The sequence below is a fragment of the Mycobacterium sp. Aquia_213 genome (assembly GCF_026625985.1).
Classification (GTDB): domain Bacteria; phylum Actinomycetota; class Actinomycetes; order Mycobacteriales; family Mycobacteriaceae; genus Mycobacterium.
The window spans coordinates 3,703,937-3,719,995 of sequence record NZ_CP113116.1 but is presented as its reverse complement, the minus strand read 5'-3'; the positions used below and the strand labels follow the sequence as shown (position 1 = coordinate 3,719,995).

The window sequence follows — 16,059 nt, the reverse complement described above, 5'->3', positions numbered from 1 at the left end:
TGCCTATGCACCAGCACTTCTCATCAACCGGTTGCGGCTGCGTGCGGACAGTCCGTCGATCACGATGAGCGGGGCCGGCATTGGTTCCGGCTCGGGTTCGAGCGCTGGCTGGGGCTTCAGCTTGGAGGCCATGGCATCCTGCGCGGCTTCGATGTCGGCCGGCCGCATGAACCACTGGCGTCCGATCCTCTGACCCGTGAACTCACCGGACCGGAGTCGTCTGGCGACCCAGAGTTGCGGGTTGCGCAGCCCGTGGTTCTCGCCGAGCAGCAGCTGCGTGGCCTCGAGCAGGGTGTATCTCACCTGTCTCGCGGTGTGATCGCCAGCATCGGCCGTCTCGTCAATCCAGCGCTCGAGATCACCGACGACTTCAGCCAATCCAGCAATCAGACCAGCGGCCTGATCCAGGTAGACCCTGATCACCGAGCCTGTGTCGTCGTGCACGACGAGATGCGGCGCATCGATAGGGCGTCCGTCGCGTCTCCCGCGCTCCGCGATGGTGCCGTCAGTGCGCTGGAGCGTCGTCGCCTCAACAACCAGGTGATCCGTGCCGCGGTTCGCGCCGAAAACGACGCGATGGCCGTCCTCCCACACGTCACCGAACACAGCGCCGGCGGGTAGCGGGATGTTGGCGGCAGGCATTTGTGGAGCAATACTCATGTCATCGACCCCTTCCGGTCGGTCACGCCCCGGGACTGTTGACGCAGTCGCCGGGGCCCGGCTCTCATAGCCAGCTAAATTTGCGGAGTGATTCCGTGAGGTGAGATGTTAAAGCCATCTCAAATGCACTATAAAGATCCAAATACGTTGTGATTAATCGACTTAACTTCACTGAAGTGAATTCGATGCGTCGGAGCAAAGTTGCGCATCCAGGATTTGCTGACATGCAATTTGACGCGGACGGTGCCGGGCAAACCTTTATGGCGGTTGACCTGCGGCTTCGAGATAAGCACTAAGGGGAGTGAAACCCCTTGCCCCCATCGCAATAGCAAACGAGCCCCGCGTGGTGTATTCCCTCCACGCTTTACCTGGTGGTGTGGCGTGTCGACCTCGGCGCCGGATCAGGAGGATGTACGCACCACTAGGGGTCTCGATACAGGTCGCATTGTGCAACGAAACTCGGTCGCCCCTTGTCGGTGCGCCGTGTCATGCTGCAGCCATGACCGAGGCCATTCCCTCTGAGCGGTGCGCCTGCCCCGAGCAGCATCCCACCGCTGACGGGCGGTGCGTGGAGCCGTCGATCCGCAGCGAGGATCCCGGTGACTCAACACTCGCCAAGTACACGTGGTGCGGTTGCTGCATGGCCGACTGCCCCGACGTGCATCCGAACTCCGACCGGAATCTGGGTGTGGTTCGCGGCTCGACGGTGATGGCCAAGGAGTACGTCGACAGGTTGCCGGAAGAGCAGCAACAGCAGCTGCGGGACCTTGCTGAACGCGGTGAACTGCGGATCGCGCCGCAGTCGGAGATAGGGCTTCCGGATCCCGACCGCATCAGGGTCCTGCGCAGCGCGCTGCGGCACACCATCGACTACCCAGACGAGTCCGAGTGATGAACCTCAGCTTGATCGTGATCTATTGCACGTGCGGCCGTTGAACTGCGGATTTTCAGCGGCGACAATGCGCGACCCCTGTCGCGGTCTCTCTATCTACCGCCGCGGAAAATAAAAACAGGCCTGGGTGTGACCGGTCGCACATCTGGCCGCCAGTGCGCTGAACAGGACGTATCCCTCGATGGAGTTGTGGACACGTGATCATGGAAGTGGCATACTCTTAGGCGAGCAAGGTACGGATTCTGCGGCTTCGGCCCCACGATCTGTCTGGCCCCGGTCTATAGCTACGGCACGCCGGGGCTGCTCTGTTTTTAGGGGCAGTTCGATACGTGCAGGATGTGCGCCAGCGGCGCAAACAGGTCGACGCCGCTCTTCTGGCCCAGGTGATGGTGCCGTACCGCCGATGAGACCAAGTCTGGAAGCCACAGCAAGTGTTCGTGTTTTGGCGATATCTGGATCATATGGCAGTGCCGGCAGAGTGCGCCTTCCTTCCGCAGGTCTTTGACGATGCTGGTGTCGTAGCTGCGGTTTCTCTGCATACGGCGCTGCTCAAGGATCATCAGGTGCACCCCCTCGTCGACCAGCGGCGTGCCTCCTGCGCACAGAATTCGCCCAACCTGGCGGAAACAGGCAGCGCGCGCGGCGTCACCCGCACCCTCGGCGACGGGGGTCTTGATAGCTACGATCCCCACCTCGCTGCCTTGGGGGTCACCTAAAAACTCGGCGACACGCCGCGCGCGAGCGCTACCTTCGGGGGTCTTTAGCTCGTCGGAGGTGTGCCAGAAATCTCCACCAACGACCTCGCGTAGACCTCCGCGGAGTTCCGCGAGATCGTCACGATGAACGACGACCGCGGACAGCATGTAGAACTCGGCGCGGCGGTTAGCATCTGAGTCATCAAGCTGGAATGTCTCGTCGAGGAACGCAACGTACCCGCCGCGTGCACGCACATACGCCTGCGCCAGCATCGTCTCGACGCCGCTCTGCTGGACCCATCCTCCACGCGACACCCGCACACCGTATTCCAGCGTGCGGACAAGCCGTCGGGGCATGCCAATGTTTGCGGTGGCATCTTTTGCGGCATGGGAGGGTGACGATGATTGCTAATTCCTCAAGCAACGCCACGGAGTTACCGGATTCGACGCCATACCATTCAGCACTGTGAACGTCGCCATGCTTCTGCTCACCATCGCTACGGTCATCCTGGCCGGTGGCTCACTCTGGGCGGCAGTCCATTACGGGCGAAAGGCCGTCTCAGAGGCGCGTTCAGCGAACGTGTTGGCCACCGAGAGATCCGTGGTGGACTGGATAGCCGGCCGAGTGAACGATGACCCCGGTCGGTTCCGGGTTGTCAACGTTGGCGAGGACAACGCGTACGAAGTGACCGTTAAAGCCAGGTATGGAATTGAGCACGTGACCGAGGAAGCTGATGTGGTGCGGCCGTATCGGGACGAAATCGACTCCTCCGACGAGCGGCCACATTACGTCGAGTTCCGCTTGCCCAGTCGGGCGGAAGACGGCCCCGCACTCGTGAAGGGCCCAGACCTCTTCATGGGACCGGAGGGCAGTGAGTCTCGGCGGAAAGCCGAGAGAACCCTTGCAGAATTCATCGACGGCAAGCAGCGTCAGCAGGTCCAGGTGACCGTCACCTGGCGATCAGAGCTGGGGCAATGGAGCACCAAGAAACTACGGACCGGGTGAGCTACCAGCCGCCGGTCAGGTCGGTGGGCCAGTGTCCGGGGCGATAGTTCACGGCGTAGCAGCCTCCCGGCAAGTGGGAGATCTCGACCTCAACGCAGCGCCCGGTACTGTCGGCCAACCAGAAGGGCGAGTCAGGCACGTAGTGCCAAGTTGCAGGGCCTTCGGTGATGAATTCGCCCTTCGCCTGTGCGACCTCGCCGTTGTCGGTCTTGGCTGTGAAGTACTGGCGTCCCCCCGCTTCGTTGTCACGACGCGGGTCGATCTCACCGAACCCCGGCATGGCCATCCAGCCTCCGGTTCCCTCCACTACCTGCCATTCGTCATCCACGAGTTGTTCCTCTCTAGTTGGCAAACTGACAGCAGGCGGAACGTTACTTCTTTGCTTGGTTCCCCGATGGTGCTTGGAACCGAATTCGACGACGTCGCCGCGTGCATCGGCTACGGCGTCCCGCCGTCAATCACGGTCAGGTGCGGTGGCCTGGTATCGGGGTCTATACCCAAGTAGGCAAGTTCGGCGCGTACCAGCGCCTCCACCGGACCGGATTCGACGCCCTCGACGGTGACACCCTCACAGCGCCATATCTCTAGCAGCCCACCAAGGGTCGTCGCCTCGTAACGCTCCATCGCGTCGGCGAGGAACCGAGCACCCCCAGCGGTGAGGCCTCGCCAGCGGTCGGCCTCGTCGTCGTCCACACTCATACCTCCGAGCCTAAGCCGGGAATGCGACGGGAAACGGGCGTGCCGCCGGAGGCGGCTACCTGACCGGGCGGCGGCACTACTTTTTGCCATGCCGGACTCCACGATGGGAGCGGCGGGTGGATCGTGTTGGCCTGAAGGGCATTCAGTATCTGCGTCGAATGCTGTCTCGTAGTCCATCGAGGATGGTCAGGTCACATTGAGGTCATGGGCCTGTTGTTTGTGTATCTAACTACCGTAGATGAGCTGCGTGGAACTCTGGTGCGCGATACTGGGATTGAACCAGTGACCTCTTCCGTGTCAGGGAAGCGCTCTCCCGCTGAGCTAATCGCGCTGGGAGAAAAATTTGGAGGTGGAGACGGGAATCGAACCCGTGTGCACGGCTTTGCAGGCCGTTGCCTCACCACTCGGCCACTCCACCGCGGGGGATTGATGCCTCTTACACCTTCGAGCGGATGACGGGATTCGAACCCGCGACCCTCACCTTGGCAAGGTGATGCGCTACCAACTGCGCTACATCCGCGCGCAACGGGCGAGATCGTCGCCCGGTGCGAAGGACGACGATAGTCCACCTGAACGGGCGCACACAAATCTCTCGGCGCGTTGTCGCTCTAGGCTATAGCGCGACCCCGGGAGGCGCATAAGGCACGTGCTGGTAACCGGCGGTTCGTGCTAGTCTTCTCCCTCGTTCGCCTCTCGGTGCCGGTCCCGTGGCTCAGTGGAAGAGCGTCCGCTTCACACGCGGAAGGTCGCTGGTTCGATCCCAGCCGGGACCACACAAGCTGTTTATGCCGGTCAGGGCGACATTTTTTGCTCGATCCGGTCGCCGGATGGGCTACCACGGGCCATGCCGGTGCCCGGCAAGGGCTTTGCTGGCCATGCCTACCCACCCCGGGCCCCGGCGACAAGTCAATTGCGCTCATCGGGTAGCCAATAGAGCCAATTCGGGTAAACGGCAGCAGCTGAAGAATTCGCCCGAGACCGCCGCCAAACTACGGCGCTGAAGAACAAGCCGCTGGCCGACGCGTCACTGATCCAAACCGCCACAGACAATACGGACGGTACCGAGACTTTCACCAGCGGAACCGAAGGCGGCGCACTACGGTGAACACCGGCCCCACGGTCCGGTCGGGAGCTCAAAAACAAAGTGACCGGGCACGCCGGGGCGATTCATTTCGACGTGAGGCAACAGGCGCCCCGGCGTCGACACAGTTTCAGTCAGGTTGCTGCCAACCGTCGACTACGAGAAGATCACGGCCATACGACCCCAGACGGCGTAAGGAAGCCCATGTTTTCAAGGGAAGCCCGGGCAAGAGTGTTCGTGGGTTTAACGGAAGGCGTTGGGTGAGAGGCATTTCGGTTACGAGCGTGGTAACACGAATGTGGATGCCACTGATCATCGTGGCCGTGGTGGCTGTCGTGGGGTTGGCCGTCTATCGGGTGCGCGGCATCTTTGGCGTTGACCCCCGCCCGCCGGCTGTCAGTGCCATGTCTGATGACACCAAGCCGTTCAACCCCAAGCAGGTGACCTACGAAGTCTTCGGCGTTCCCGGTGCCGTCGCAACCATCAACTACTTAGATGTAGACGCTCAGCCGCAGCAGATTCTCGATACCACGCTTCCGTGGTCGCTTTCGGTAACCACGACGGCGCCCTCAGTCAGTGTCAATGTGGTGGCTCAGAGCGACGCAGACTTTATCGGCTGTCGCATCATCGTGAATGGGGTCGTCAAGGACGAAAGGCCCATTAGCGGAGTGAAAGCCCAGACGTACTGCCTGGTGAAGTCCGCATGAGCGACCAACCCACACCATCTGTGTCCCCGCCTTTGCTGTCGCGGACGATCCACCGGTTTGCGGTGCCGATCGTCCTGTTCTGGCTGGGGCTCACCGCCATTGTGAATATCGCCGTGCCGCAACTCGAAGTGGTTGCAAAAGGTCACACGGTAGGGGTGGCCCCCCAGCGGGCGGCCTCGCTGCAGGCGATGAAGCGTGTCGGCCAGGTGTTCCACGAGTTCGATTCCGATAACGCGGTCATGATCGTGCTCGAAGGCGACCAGCCGCTCGGTGATGTGGCCCACCGTTTCTACGACGAGCTGGTCCGCAAGCTTTCGCAGGACAAGAAGCACGTCGAGCACGTCCAGGACTTCTGGGGGGATCCGCTGACGGCGGCCGGCTCGCAAAGCTCGGATGGCAAAGCGGCCTACGTCCAGGTGTTTCTAGCGGGCAACCAAGGTGAGAGCTTGGCGAACGAATCCGTCGAGGCCGTGCGGCACATCGTGGGCACCACACCGGCTCCGCCCGGCGTCAAGGCCTACGTCGCCGGCCCCGCGGCGGTCACTGCCGATCAGTCCGAGGTCGGCGACAAAAGTATCGCAAAGGTCACCCTGATAAGTATCGCGGTGCTTTTTTTGATGTTGCTTTTTTTCTACCGCTCTATTGTCACCGTAATAGTGGTCCTGGCGATGGTATTTATTGAGCTGGGCGCCGCTCGGGGAATAGTCGCCTTTCTGGCTCACTATGACATCATTAGGCTTTCAACCTTCGCGGTTAACCTGGTCGTGCTGATAGTCATCGCCGCCGGTACCGACTATGCGATATTCTTTCTTGGCCGTTACCAAGAAGAGCGTCACGCCGGCACGGATAGGGAAACGGCCGTCTATAGGATGTATCACGGGACAGCCCATGTGGTCTTGGGTTCGGGCCTGACCATTGCCGGCGCAATGTTCTGTCTCAGCTTCACTCATTTCCCCTATTTTCAAACGCTGGGATTTCCGTGCGCAATCGCCATGCTTGTCGCGGTCCTCGGCGCCCTCTCGATGGCGCCCGCCATATTGACCATGGGCAGTTTCCTCAAGCTTTGCGACCCCAAGCGAAACATGGACACTCGGGGATGGCGACGGGCGGGAACCGCGATTGTCCGTTGGCCCGCACCGATTTTCGTGGTGTCGGTCGCGGTCGCCCTTATCGGCCTGCTGGCCCTGCCTGGATACAAGCCAAATTACGCCCTTCGTTTCTACTTGCCTAACGATACGCCGGCCAATATCGCGTACGCGGCGGCGGACCGACATTTTCCATCGGCGCGGATAAATCCCGAGATCCTGTTGCTCGAGTCGGATCACGATATGCGGAATTCGGCAGACATGCTCATCTTGGATAGGGTGGCCAAAGGCGTCTTTCACATCCCCGGCATCGCGCAGGTGAAGGCGATAACCCGGCCCTTGGGCACTCCTATCGCGCATAGCTCGATACCGTTCTTGATCAGCATGCAAAACACGGGGCAGATCGAGAACATGAAGTATCTGAAGGACCGCATGGCCGACATGCTGACGCAAGCTGACGCGATGCAGCAAGCGATGGATGCACTGCAGCGCATGTATAACGTCATGGGCGAATTGGTCAAAAATACTCACCACATGGACGGTGTAACGCATGACGTTTCGGCTGTCACGGATGAATTGAGAAATCGGATCGAAGATTTCCAAGATGTCTGGCGGCCGATCAGGAGTTATTTCTACTGGGAGAAACACTGCTTCGACATCCCCGTGTGCTGGTCGCTGAGGTCGATCTTCGACGCACTGGACAGCATCGACAAGCTAAGCGAGAAGCTGGCAGATCTGACGAAAGACTTTGACGTCCTCGATTCGCTGATGCCGCAGCTGCAAGCGCAGGTACCACCGGAGATCGCGTCGATGAAGGTCATGAAGAACATGACGCTGAGCATGCACAGCACGATGTCGTCGTTCTACAACGAGATGGACACCATGAGCAAGAATTCAACCGCTCTGGGAAAGGCCTTCGACACCGCGAAAAACGATGACTCGTTCTACATACCGCCCGAGGTTTTCGACAACGCCGACTTCAAGCGGGGTGAGAAAATGTTCCTGTCACCGGACGGCAAGGCCGCGCGCTTCATCATCTCCCATGTGGGAAACCCCGACAGCCTCGAAGGCATCTCCCACGTCGACCCCATCAAGCGGGCCGCCGAGGAGGCCATCAAGGGAACCCCTTTGGAGGGCGCCCAGATCTACCTCGGCGGCACCGGCTCGGCGAACAAGGACCTCCGCGAAGTCGCCAAATATGATCTCCTGATCGCCGGGATGGCCGCGGCCGGTCTGATTTTCATCGTCATGCTGATCATCACCCGAAGTGTGGTTGCCGCCGTCGTCATCGTGGGCACCGTGTTGCTTTCGCTGGGCGCCTCTTTCGGGCTCTCTGTGCTTGTCTGGCAGGACCTTCTCGGCATTGAACTGCACTGGATGGTGCTTGCGATGTCGGTGATTCTGCTCTTGGCGGTGGGATCGGACTACAACCTGCTGCTGGTCTCCCGGTTCAAAGAGGAAATCGGGGCCGGCTTGAAAACCGGAATTATTCGGTCAATGGGTGGGACGGGCTCGGTCGTGACGTTCGCCGGCCTGGTATTCGCCGTCACCATGGCCGCGTTTATCTTCAGCGATTTGCGGGTCATCGGACAGATGGGAACCACGATCGGGCTGGGTCTGCTGTTCGACACGCTGATCGTGCGCTCCTTCATGACGCCGAGCCTCGCGGTGCTGCTTGGACGCTGGTTTTGGTGGCCGCAGAAAGTGCGGCCCCGCCCGGCCAGTGAGCTACTTCGCCCCGTCGGGCCCCGACCCTTGGTCCGCGCGCTGCTGCTGCCAAAGGACGACCATTGAGCAGGGATCATGTTGGGCCACAACGAAACTCGAGAACGAGTTTACGACGACACTGACGCGTGCGATCCGGCTAGTTCGCCGTACACGCGGCGATGAGCACATCTGGGTCAGCCACACTGACCCACAACTCCTTGAGCGGCACCGACTTTCGCCACGCCGTCGCCTGTACTGCTGGCTCGATCGTCAGGGCCACCAGCCCGTCCAACGACGCGTTGACCAACCAGCGGTCGCCCCAAACGTGCACACCAAGCGCGTAAATCCGGGCGCTCTTCGCCTCGGCCCTCGTGATCGCCTTCATACTCGTGATCGACGTCAACGGGATGTCGGCGTTAAAGGCCCACCCCATCTTCACGTGCAGCGTCCCTGCCTCAACGCGCGCCTTGCTGTTCATGGGGCCAACTCCGAGGGGCATCGACAATGGGAGAAACCACCCCGCAAAACGCAATCTCGTTTGCACGGGCGGGATTTTACCGTGTCGGCCCTCGGCATTTCAGGTGTTGACAGTGTCGTGAAGGTGAACAATGAACTGCCTCAACGAGAATCGACGTTGAGAACGCGCGATTATGACGATGATGAGCTTCCCATCAGGTTCTGATCGCTGGACTATAACCGCCTAATACGCTGGGGGCCCGCAACTTCGGTGCCGACCGGGCGAATCGGATCGATACGGAGGCCGTCTAACCGTAGACTGCCGCGAGGACAGGGAGGTTGAACGATGAGCGATGGGCCAGTGCCCTCGGTCGCCGAGGTCACACCCCGTCGCCGCGTGCGCGTCGGTGGGACGCGCTTTTCTTTGCGGACCGCCAGGGACTTGGTGCTGCTGACCCATCGCCGCCAGCCGTCGCCGGTAGCGGTTCTGCTGGTCGCTTCTTCCGGCGCCTTCCTGACTTTCCTCGACACGACCGTCGTTCCCGTCGCGTTTCCCGACATCCGAAGATCCTTCCCGGCTGCTGACATCGGCAGTCTGTCTTGGATACTCAACGGCTACAGCCTCGTCTTTGCGGTCTTCATGGTGGTGGCGGGCAGGCTGGCAGATGCGTTCGGACGCAGGCGGATATTCGTATTCGGAGTCGCGCTGTTCACGGTTGCGTCCGGGTTATGTGCCGCCGCAGGCAGCGTCGAGGCGCTGGTTGGCTTCCGCGTGCTCCAGGGCGTCGGGGCGGCGATGCTGGTACCCGCGTCTCTGGCACTGGTCGTCGAGGGCTTCGGCGCTGCACGCCGCGCGCACGCGGTGACCTTGTGGGGTGCGGCAGCAGCAATCGCGGCGGGCCTGGGCCCGCCGATCGGTGGGCTGCTCGTGCAGTGGGGAGGCTGGCGGTGGGTGTTTTTGGCGAATCTTCCGCTGGGCATCGCCATGCTGACGGTCGCCTCGCGGGTGCTCGTCGAAAGCCGTGCTCCGGGACGCCGGCGGCTACCCGATTTGCGCGGTGCGACGCTGCTGGCCGTGGCGCTCGGGCTGTTGGCTCTCGGGTTGGTCAAGGGCGGGCAGTGGGGCTGGACGAGCGCCGGAGTCACCGGCTCGTTGGTGGCCGGGGGGCTGGCTCTGGTCGGGTTCGTGATGGGCTCGCGGTCTCACCCCGTGCCGCTGATCGATCCGGCGTTGCTGCGCATCCGGTCATTCGTGGCGGGCAACCTCCTGTCGGCCGTCGCGGTCGCCGGTTCCTATAGCTACTTCCTGACCCATGTGCTCTACCTCAACTACGTATGGGGCTACTCGCAGTTGAAGGCGGCTCTGGCGGTCGCGCCCGCCGCGCTGGTTGCCGCCGTGATCGCGGCGGTGCTCGGCCGCGTCGCCGACCGGCGCGGGCATCGGGTCATCGTCATGGTCGGCGCTCTTATCTGGGCCGCGGGCCTGGGGTGGTACCTGTTACGCGTCGGGCCCGAACCCGATTTCCTCCATGTGTGGTTGCCAGGCCAACTGCTGCAGGGGATCGGCCTCGGCGCGGTCTCGCCGCTGCTGGGTAGTGCGGCGCTGGCGCGGCTTCCGGAGGGCGCCAACTATGCCACCGCGTCGGCTGTCAACGGCGCCGCACGCCTATTCGGTTCGGCGACCGGCGTCGCGGTGCTGGTGATCCTGATCGGGAAGACGGAGCATGGCGCTTCCGAGGAGGCCCTACGGCGGGGATGGGTCATGGCCGCATGCTGTTTTCTCGCGATCTCGATCGGAGCCGTATTCCTGGGCAGCACCCGCAACGAGCATGCCCAGGCTGTCAAGCCGGCGTCCGCGGTCGCGCCGCATTTCGAGCCTTCGGGACCGTCGCGGGCGGTCGCACCGGTCGAGCGAGTGCCGGCAGTAACCAATGACGCCGATCTGCTCGGGCGTCTGCCCCTGTTCGCCGGACTGGACGCGGTCACCGTAGCGGAACTCGCGCACCACGCCGAGGAGGTTGAGCTGCAGGCCGGCTCGTATCTGTTTCACGAGGGTGATGCGTCGGACTGCCTCTACGTGCTGTGCCGGGGTCGCCTGCAGGTGCTCCAGCAGGACATCGTGCTCAGAGAACTGGGCCGCGGCGAGGTGGTCGGCGAGCTCGGCCTGCTCGTCGACGCGCCCCGTTCAGCGTCGATTCGGGCCCTGCGTGACTCCACGCTGCTGCGGCTCACCTGGGCCCAGTTTGACCGGATCGCCGAGCGTGGCGCGCTGACGGCGCTGATTCGGGCGTTGGCAATCCGGTTGCACCAGGCACCGCCACCGGCCGCGCCTCGCCCGACCTCACCCGCGGTGGTTGTCGCGGTTATCGGTGTCGGCGCCGACGCGCCCGTGCAGTCGGTGGCCAGTGCACTGGTTACCGCGCTGTCGGCGCGGCTTCGGGTAGTGGATCCCGGCCGAGTCGACCGCGATGGCCTCGATCGCGCCGAGCAAGCCGCGGACCGGGTAGTGCTGCATGCCTCGGTCAACGACGCGGGCTGGCTGGAGTTCTGCCTGCGCGTCGCCGATCGGATTGTGCTCGTAGCCGGAGATCCGGCACCACCGACGGCGCCGCTGCCGCCGCGCGCGGTCGGCGCCGACCTCGTGTTGGCCGGTTCGCCCGCCAGCCGGGAGCATCGCCGCCTCTGGGAGGAGCTGATTACGCCGCGATCGGTTCATGCGGTCGACCACCGGCGCCTGCCAAATGACTTGGGCCCGTTGGCTGCGCGTATCGCGGGCCGGTCAATTGGGCTGGTTCTCGGAGGCGGAGGCGCACGCGGTCTTGCCCACATCGGGGTACTCGAGGAGCTGGAACGGGCCGGGGTCACGGTCGATCGGTTCGCCGGTACCAGCATGGGGGCGATCATTGCCGCATCCGCAGCCGCCGGCCTTGATGCGGCGGCCGTGGATGCGCAGATATACGAGTGCTTCGTTCGGCGTAATCCGCTCGGCGACTATACGGTGCCGATCAAGGGGTTGATTCGTGGTCGACGCACGGCGGCCCTGCTGCGGGATGCCTTCGGAGAACGGCTAGTGGAGGAGCTGCCGAAGCAGTTCCGCTGTGTCAGTGTGGATTTGGTTGCCCGACGAGCCGTCGTGCACCGCCGGGGCCCACTCGCCGATGCCGTTGGGTGTTCGCTGCGAGTGCCTGGCCTCTATCCGCCCCAGGTCTACAACGGTCAACTGCATGTGGACGGCGCTGTGCTGGAAGGCATTCCCGCCGTTGCACTGGCGGGCTCCGAGGGCCCACTGATCGCGGTGAACGTCGGGTTTGAGCCCGACGACTCCTCGACGCGGCCGGACAGTCCGCCGAACGTGCCGGGCATCGGCGACACCCTCCTGCGCACGATGGCGATCGGTGGCCAGATGGCTGTCGAATCCGCCCTAGCACAGGTGCAGGTCGTCATCCGCCCTGACATCCGTGCCATCGGGTTCCTGGAGTTCCACCAGATAGACGCGGCCCGCGAGGCCGGGCGCGTTGCGGCCCGCGCAGCAATGCCGCAGATCACCGCGCTGCTATAGCGCTGACCTCACCCAAACATCCCGGCATCCAAGGGATTCAAGCCCGCACACTGCCGCACGCGCGTTGCGCGGACGCCGGCGCTACGTCCGGAAGTCCCGGGCAACCTGTCTCGCTGGAGCACTCCCCAATGCTGTACAGTTCTGAACTACCCAAAAGTGGAACTCAAGTTCCGTCTGCGGGTGCGGCGCTCGGCAGTGGCCGGTAGTGGAGGAGGTGGCGGATGTATCGACTGTTCAAGCGGGCGTGGATACCGCTACTCCTTGTCGTGGTTATCGCACTCGGCGGATACGTCGTGCTTCGCGTTCGCGCCAGTTTCGGTGCCAATACCGCCGTCGCGAGGGGCGAAGTGAATGCCGAGACGAAGCCCTTCAATCCCAAGCACATCACCTACGAGGTCACGGCCCCATCGGGCGGCAGCGTCAGCGTCAACTACCTCGATGAAAATGGGCAACCCCACCTCGTCGAAAACGCCCCGCTGCCGTGGTCGTACACCATCGTGACGACCCTGCCGTCGATGTCGGCCAACATCGTCGCCCAAGGTGACACCGGGATGCGCCACATTCGATGCCGGGTCATCGTCGACGGCCAAGTCCGCGACGACCGCAGCCTCGACGAATACCAACCCTTCATCTACTGCTTGGTGAAATCCGTATGAGTAACGAGCCCGGCTCTCGCTCCCGCATCGCCCGCCTGATCCGCGTCACGGCGGTGCCGATCATCCTGTTCTGGGTTCTCGTCGCGGTCGGCACCACGCTGTTCACGCCGGCGCTTGGCGAGGTGGCGGGCAAGCACTCGGTGCCCATGACTCCGCGGGACGCGACCGCGTTCAAAGACATGATGAACATCGGCCACAAGTTCCAGGAGTTCGACACCGACTCCTCGGCGATGGTCGTGTTGGAAGGCGACGAGAAGCTCGGCGACAGCGCGCACATCTTCTACAACAAGATCGTCGACAAGCTCAAGGCCAGCAAGCATGTCCAGTTCCTGCAGGATTTCTGGAGTGACCCGCTGACCGCCGCCGGCTCCCAGAGCCCGGACGGCAAGGCCGCCTACGTGCAGGTCTTCCTCGACGGTGCGCAGGGCACCACCCCCGCCCACGCATCGGTCGCCGCGGTCCGCAAGATCGTCGCCGAGGTCCCGCCGCCGCCCGGGGTCAAGGCCTACGTGGCCGGCAACACCGCGCTCAATACCGACACGCTGATCGCCGCCCACAACAGCATGGACCTGATGACGCTGATCACGATCGGCGTCATCTTCGTGATGCTGCTGATCATCTATCGCTCGCTGAAGAACGCGATCCTTGCGTTGATTCTGGTCCGCTTCGAGCTCTATGCCGCAGAAGGCATCGTGGCTACCGCCGGCAATCTGAACATCATCGGCCTCACCCCGTACGCCGTCAGCATGGTCACGATGCTGACCATCGCCACGGGAACCGACTATTTCATCTTCCTGTTGGGCCGCTATCACGAAGCCCGATCACGCGGCGAAGACAAAGAGCAGGCGTACTACAGCGCCTACAACGGCGTGGTGCACGTCATCCTGGGTTCGGGTCTGACGATCGTCGGCGCCTGCTTGTGCCTGACCGCGACCAAGCTTCCGTACTTCCAGACGATGGGCATACCGTGCGCCATCGCCTTGGTGGTGACGATGCTGGCGGGCCTGACGCTGGCTCCCGCGTTGCTCACGGTCGCGTCCAAGTTCGGTTTCTTCGATCCGAAACGTCAAGTGTCGGAACGGGGTTGGCGCAAGGTCGGCACCATGGTGACGAGGTGGCCGGTGCCGATCATCGTCGTGGCGTCGTTTGTCGCGGTGATCGGGTTCATCAGTCTGACGACCTATGTCCCGACTTACAACGACAAGAAGTTCACCCCGCCGGACATCGCGGCAAACGTCGCGCAGACAGCGGCCGAGCGGCATTTCACCCCGGCGCGCATGAATCCGGAATTGCTGATGGTCGAAGCCGACCATGATCTGCGCGATCCGGCGGACATGCTGATCATCGACAGAATCGCCAAGAGCGTCTTCCACGAACGCGGCATCGGGCGGGTGCAGACCATCACCCGGCCGCTGGGCGCGCCGATCGAGCACAGTTCGATCCCGTTCGTGATCGCCATGAACAGTTCCAGCACCCTGCAGACCGCGAAATTCATGAACGACAGCATGGCGTCGATGCTCGAGCAGGCCGACGAGATGGGCAGAACCATCGCCGTCATGCAGCACATGTATGGCGTCATGAAGGAGATGACCGCAACCACCCACGAGATGACCGGCGATATGCACGTCTTGCAAGGTGATATCGAGGGAGTGCGGCAGCACGTCGCCGATTTTGAAGACACCTGGCGCCCGTTTCGGTCCTATTTCTATTGGGAGAAGCACTGTTTCGACATCCCGGTGTGTTTCTCGTTGCGGTCGATATTCGACACGCTCGACGACATCGACGTGATGGCCGACGACATTGGGAAAACAACCAAAGACATCGACAAGCTCGACACCTTGATGCCGCAACTGCTTGCCGACTTTCCCAAGACCATCGAGTCGATGCAGAGAATGCGCGACTTCATGCTGTCCACCCACAGCTCCATGGCGGGTATCCAGCAGCACATGCAAGAGAACGCCGAAGGCTCGACGATGATGGGCAACTACTTCGACGAAGCCAAGAACGACGACAGCTTCTATCTTCCGCCGGAAGTCTTCAAAAACCCCGACTTCAAACGCGGACTGAAAATGTTCGTCTCGCCGGACGGTAAGGCGGTCCGGTTCATCATCACTCACCAGGGTGACCCCGCCTCGGTGGACGGCATCCGCCACGTCCAGGGCGTCAAGCAGGCGGTTGCCGACGCGATCAAGGGAACTCCCCTGGAGTCCGCGAAGGTGTCGCTGGCCGGCACCGCCTCGATGTACAGCGACATGCAGGACGGCGTGAAGATCGACCTGACGATCGCCGGCATCGCAACGCTGATCCTGATCTTCTCGATCATGCTGCTGATCACCCGCAGCTTGGTGGCATCCCTGGTGATCGTCGGTACGGTGCTGGCGTCGCTGGGCACCGCATGCGGTCTGTCCGTGCTGCTCTGGCAGGACATCCTCGGGGTGGGACTGCAGTGGATCGTGCTGCCGCTGACGGTCATCATTCTGTTGGCCGTCGGGTCGGACTACAACCTGCTGCTCGTCTCCCGGTTGAAAGAAGAAATACCGGCCGGCCTCAACACCGGCATCATCCGGGGCATGGGCGCGTCCGGCCGGGTGGTCACCGCGGCCGGCCTGATATTCGCGGCGACCATGGCGTCGATGGTCGTCAGCGATCTGGTGGTGATCGGGCAATTCGGCACCGCGATCGGGATAGGCCTGCTCGTCGACACGTTTATCGTGCGGGCCTTCATGACGCCGTCGATCGCCGCCGCGCTGGGCCGCTGGTTCTGGTGGCCGCTGGACACCTTCAAGATGCGCAAGAAGCAGACCCCGGAGCCGGAGAGCAACACCGAGCCCGTCCCGCAACTGACGAACGTGTAGG

At 62.6% G+C, this 16,059-nt stretch carries 12 protein-coding genes and 4 tRNA genes; 8 read left to right on the top strand and 8 right to left on the bottom strand.

Annotation, left to right across the window (positions count from 1 at the left end; translation table 11 throughout):
- Positions 1-3 precede the first annotated feature (3 nt).
- A complete protein-coding gene (locus LMQ14_RS17310) occupies positions 4-660 on the bottom strand; it encodes a hypothetical protein (RefSeq protein WP_267730768.1) in 657 nt (218 codons plus the stop codon).
- Positions 661-1,159: 499 nt separating this feature from the next.
- Here LMQ14_RS17310 and LMQ14_RS17305 point away from each other — a divergent pair, with 499 nt between their 5' ends.
- Positions 1,160-1,552 (top strand): hypothetical protein, encoded by a 393-nt coding sequence (locus tag LMQ14_RS17305; RefSeq protein ID WP_267730767.1) that lies wholly within the window; start codon positions 1,160-1,162, stop codon positions 1,550-1,552.
- A gap of 311 nt (positions 1,553-1,863) precedes the next feature.
- Here the strand turns inward: LMQ14_RS17305 and LMQ14_RS17300 are convergent, their stop codons facing one another.
- Entirely contained in the window at positions 1,864-2,562 is a 699-nt protein-coding gene (locus tag LMQ14_RS17300) for a hypothetical protein (RefSeq protein WP_267730766.1), read from the bottom strand.
- Between the two features lie 151 nt (positions 2,563-2,713).
- Between LMQ14_RS17300 and LMQ14_RS17295 the strand changes: the two genes are divergently transcribed.
- Positions 2,714-3,253 (top strand): hypothetical protein, encoded by a 540-nt coding sequence (locus LMQ14_RS17295; protein WP_267730765.1) that lies wholly within the window; start codon positions 2,714-2,716, stop codon positions 3,251-3,253.
- Position 3,254: 1 nt separating this feature from the next.
- Here LMQ14_RS17295 and LMQ14_RS17290 read toward each other — a convergent pair whose 3' ends face one another.
- The 5 genes from LMQ14_RS17290 to LMQ14_RS17270 form a co-directional block, all read right to left on the bottom strand.
- Complete coding sequence (locus tag LMQ14_RS17290) at positions 3,255-3,581, bottom strand: hypothetical protein (protein ID WP_267730764.1); 327 nt, start codon at positions 3,579-3,581, stop codon at positions 3,255-3,257.
- A gap of 110 nt (positions 3,582-3,691) precedes the next feature.
- Positions 3,692-3,952, bottom strand: coding sequence for a hypothetical protein (locus LMQ14_RS17285; RefSeq protein ID WP_267730763.1), 261 nt, complete (start codon positions 3,950-3,952; stop codon positions 3,692-3,694).
- A 256-nt stretch (positions 3,953-4,208) separates the two neighbouring features.
- Positions 4,209-4,283 (bottom strand) — tRNA-Val (locus LMQ14_RS17280).
- A 13-nt stretch (positions 4,284-4,296) separates the two neighbouring features.
- A tRNA-Cys gene (locus tag LMQ14_RS17275) sits at positions 4,297-4,370 on the bottom strand.
- Positions 4,371-4,399: 29 nt separating this feature from the next.
- A tRNA-Gly gene (locus LMQ14_RS17270) sits at positions 4,400-4,472 on the bottom strand.
- Between the two features lie 181 nt (positions 4,473-4,653).
- Here LMQ14_RS17270 and LMQ14_RS17265 point away from each other — a divergent pair.
- The 3 genes from LMQ14_RS17265 to LMQ14_RS17255 all read left to right on the top strand — a co-directional run bounded on the left by LMQ14_RS17265 (position 4,654) and on the right by LMQ14_RS17255 (position 8,619).
- A tRNA-Val gene (locus tag LMQ14_RS17265) sits at positions 4,654-4,725 on the top strand.
- A gap of 610 nt (positions 4,726-5,335) precedes the next feature.
- Positions 5,336-5,740, top strand: coding sequence for an MmpS family transport accessory protein (locus LMQ14_RS17260; protein WP_324291064.1), 405 nt, complete (start codon positions 5,336-5,338; stop codon positions 5,738-5,740).
- A complete protein-coding gene (locus LMQ14_RS17255) occupies positions 5,737-8,619 on the top strand; it encodes an RND family transporter (protein WP_267730762.1) in 2,883 nt (960 codons plus the stop codon). The genes LMQ14_RS17260 and LMQ14_RS17255 overlap by 4 nt, the downstream gene beginning before the upstream one ends.
- Positions 8,620-8,689: 70 nt before the next feature.
- Here LMQ14_RS17255 and LMQ14_RS17250 read toward each other — a convergent pair whose 3' ends face one another.
- The gene (locus tag LMQ14_RS17250) at positions 8,690-9,031 is read right to left on the bottom strand and encodes a hypothetical protein (RefSeq protein ID WP_267730761.1); all 342 of its coding nucleotides are present in this window, start codon (positions 9,029-9,031) and stop codon (positions 8,690-8,692) included.
- Positions 9,032-9,334: 303 nt separating this feature from the next.
- Between LMQ14_RS17250 and LMQ14_RS17245 the strand changes: the two genes are divergently transcribed.
- The 3 genes from LMQ14_RS17245 (at position 9,335) to LMQ14_RS17235 (ending at position 16,058) form a co-directional block, all read left to right on the top strand.
- Positions 9,335-12,547 (top strand): MFS transporter, encoded by a 3,213-nt coding sequence (locus LMQ14_RS17245; protein ID WP_267730760.1) that lies wholly within the window; start codon positions 9,335-9,337, stop codon positions 12,545-12,547.
- A gap of 221 nt (positions 12,548-12,768) precedes the next feature.
- Positions 12,769-13,203 (top strand): MmpS family transport accessory protein, encoded by a 435-nt coding sequence (locus tag LMQ14_RS17240; RefSeq protein ID WP_267730759.1) that lies wholly within the window; start codon positions 12,769-12,771, stop codon positions 13,201-13,203.
- On the top strand, positions 13,200-16,058 hold the full coding sequence (locus tag LMQ14_RS17235; protein WP_267730758.1) for an RND family transporter: 2,859 nt from the start codon (positions 13,200-13,202) through the stop codon (positions 16,056-16,058). The genes LMQ14_RS17240 and LMQ14_RS17235 overlap by 4 nt, the downstream gene beginning before the upstream one ends.
- Position 16,059 lies beyond the last annotated feature (1 nt).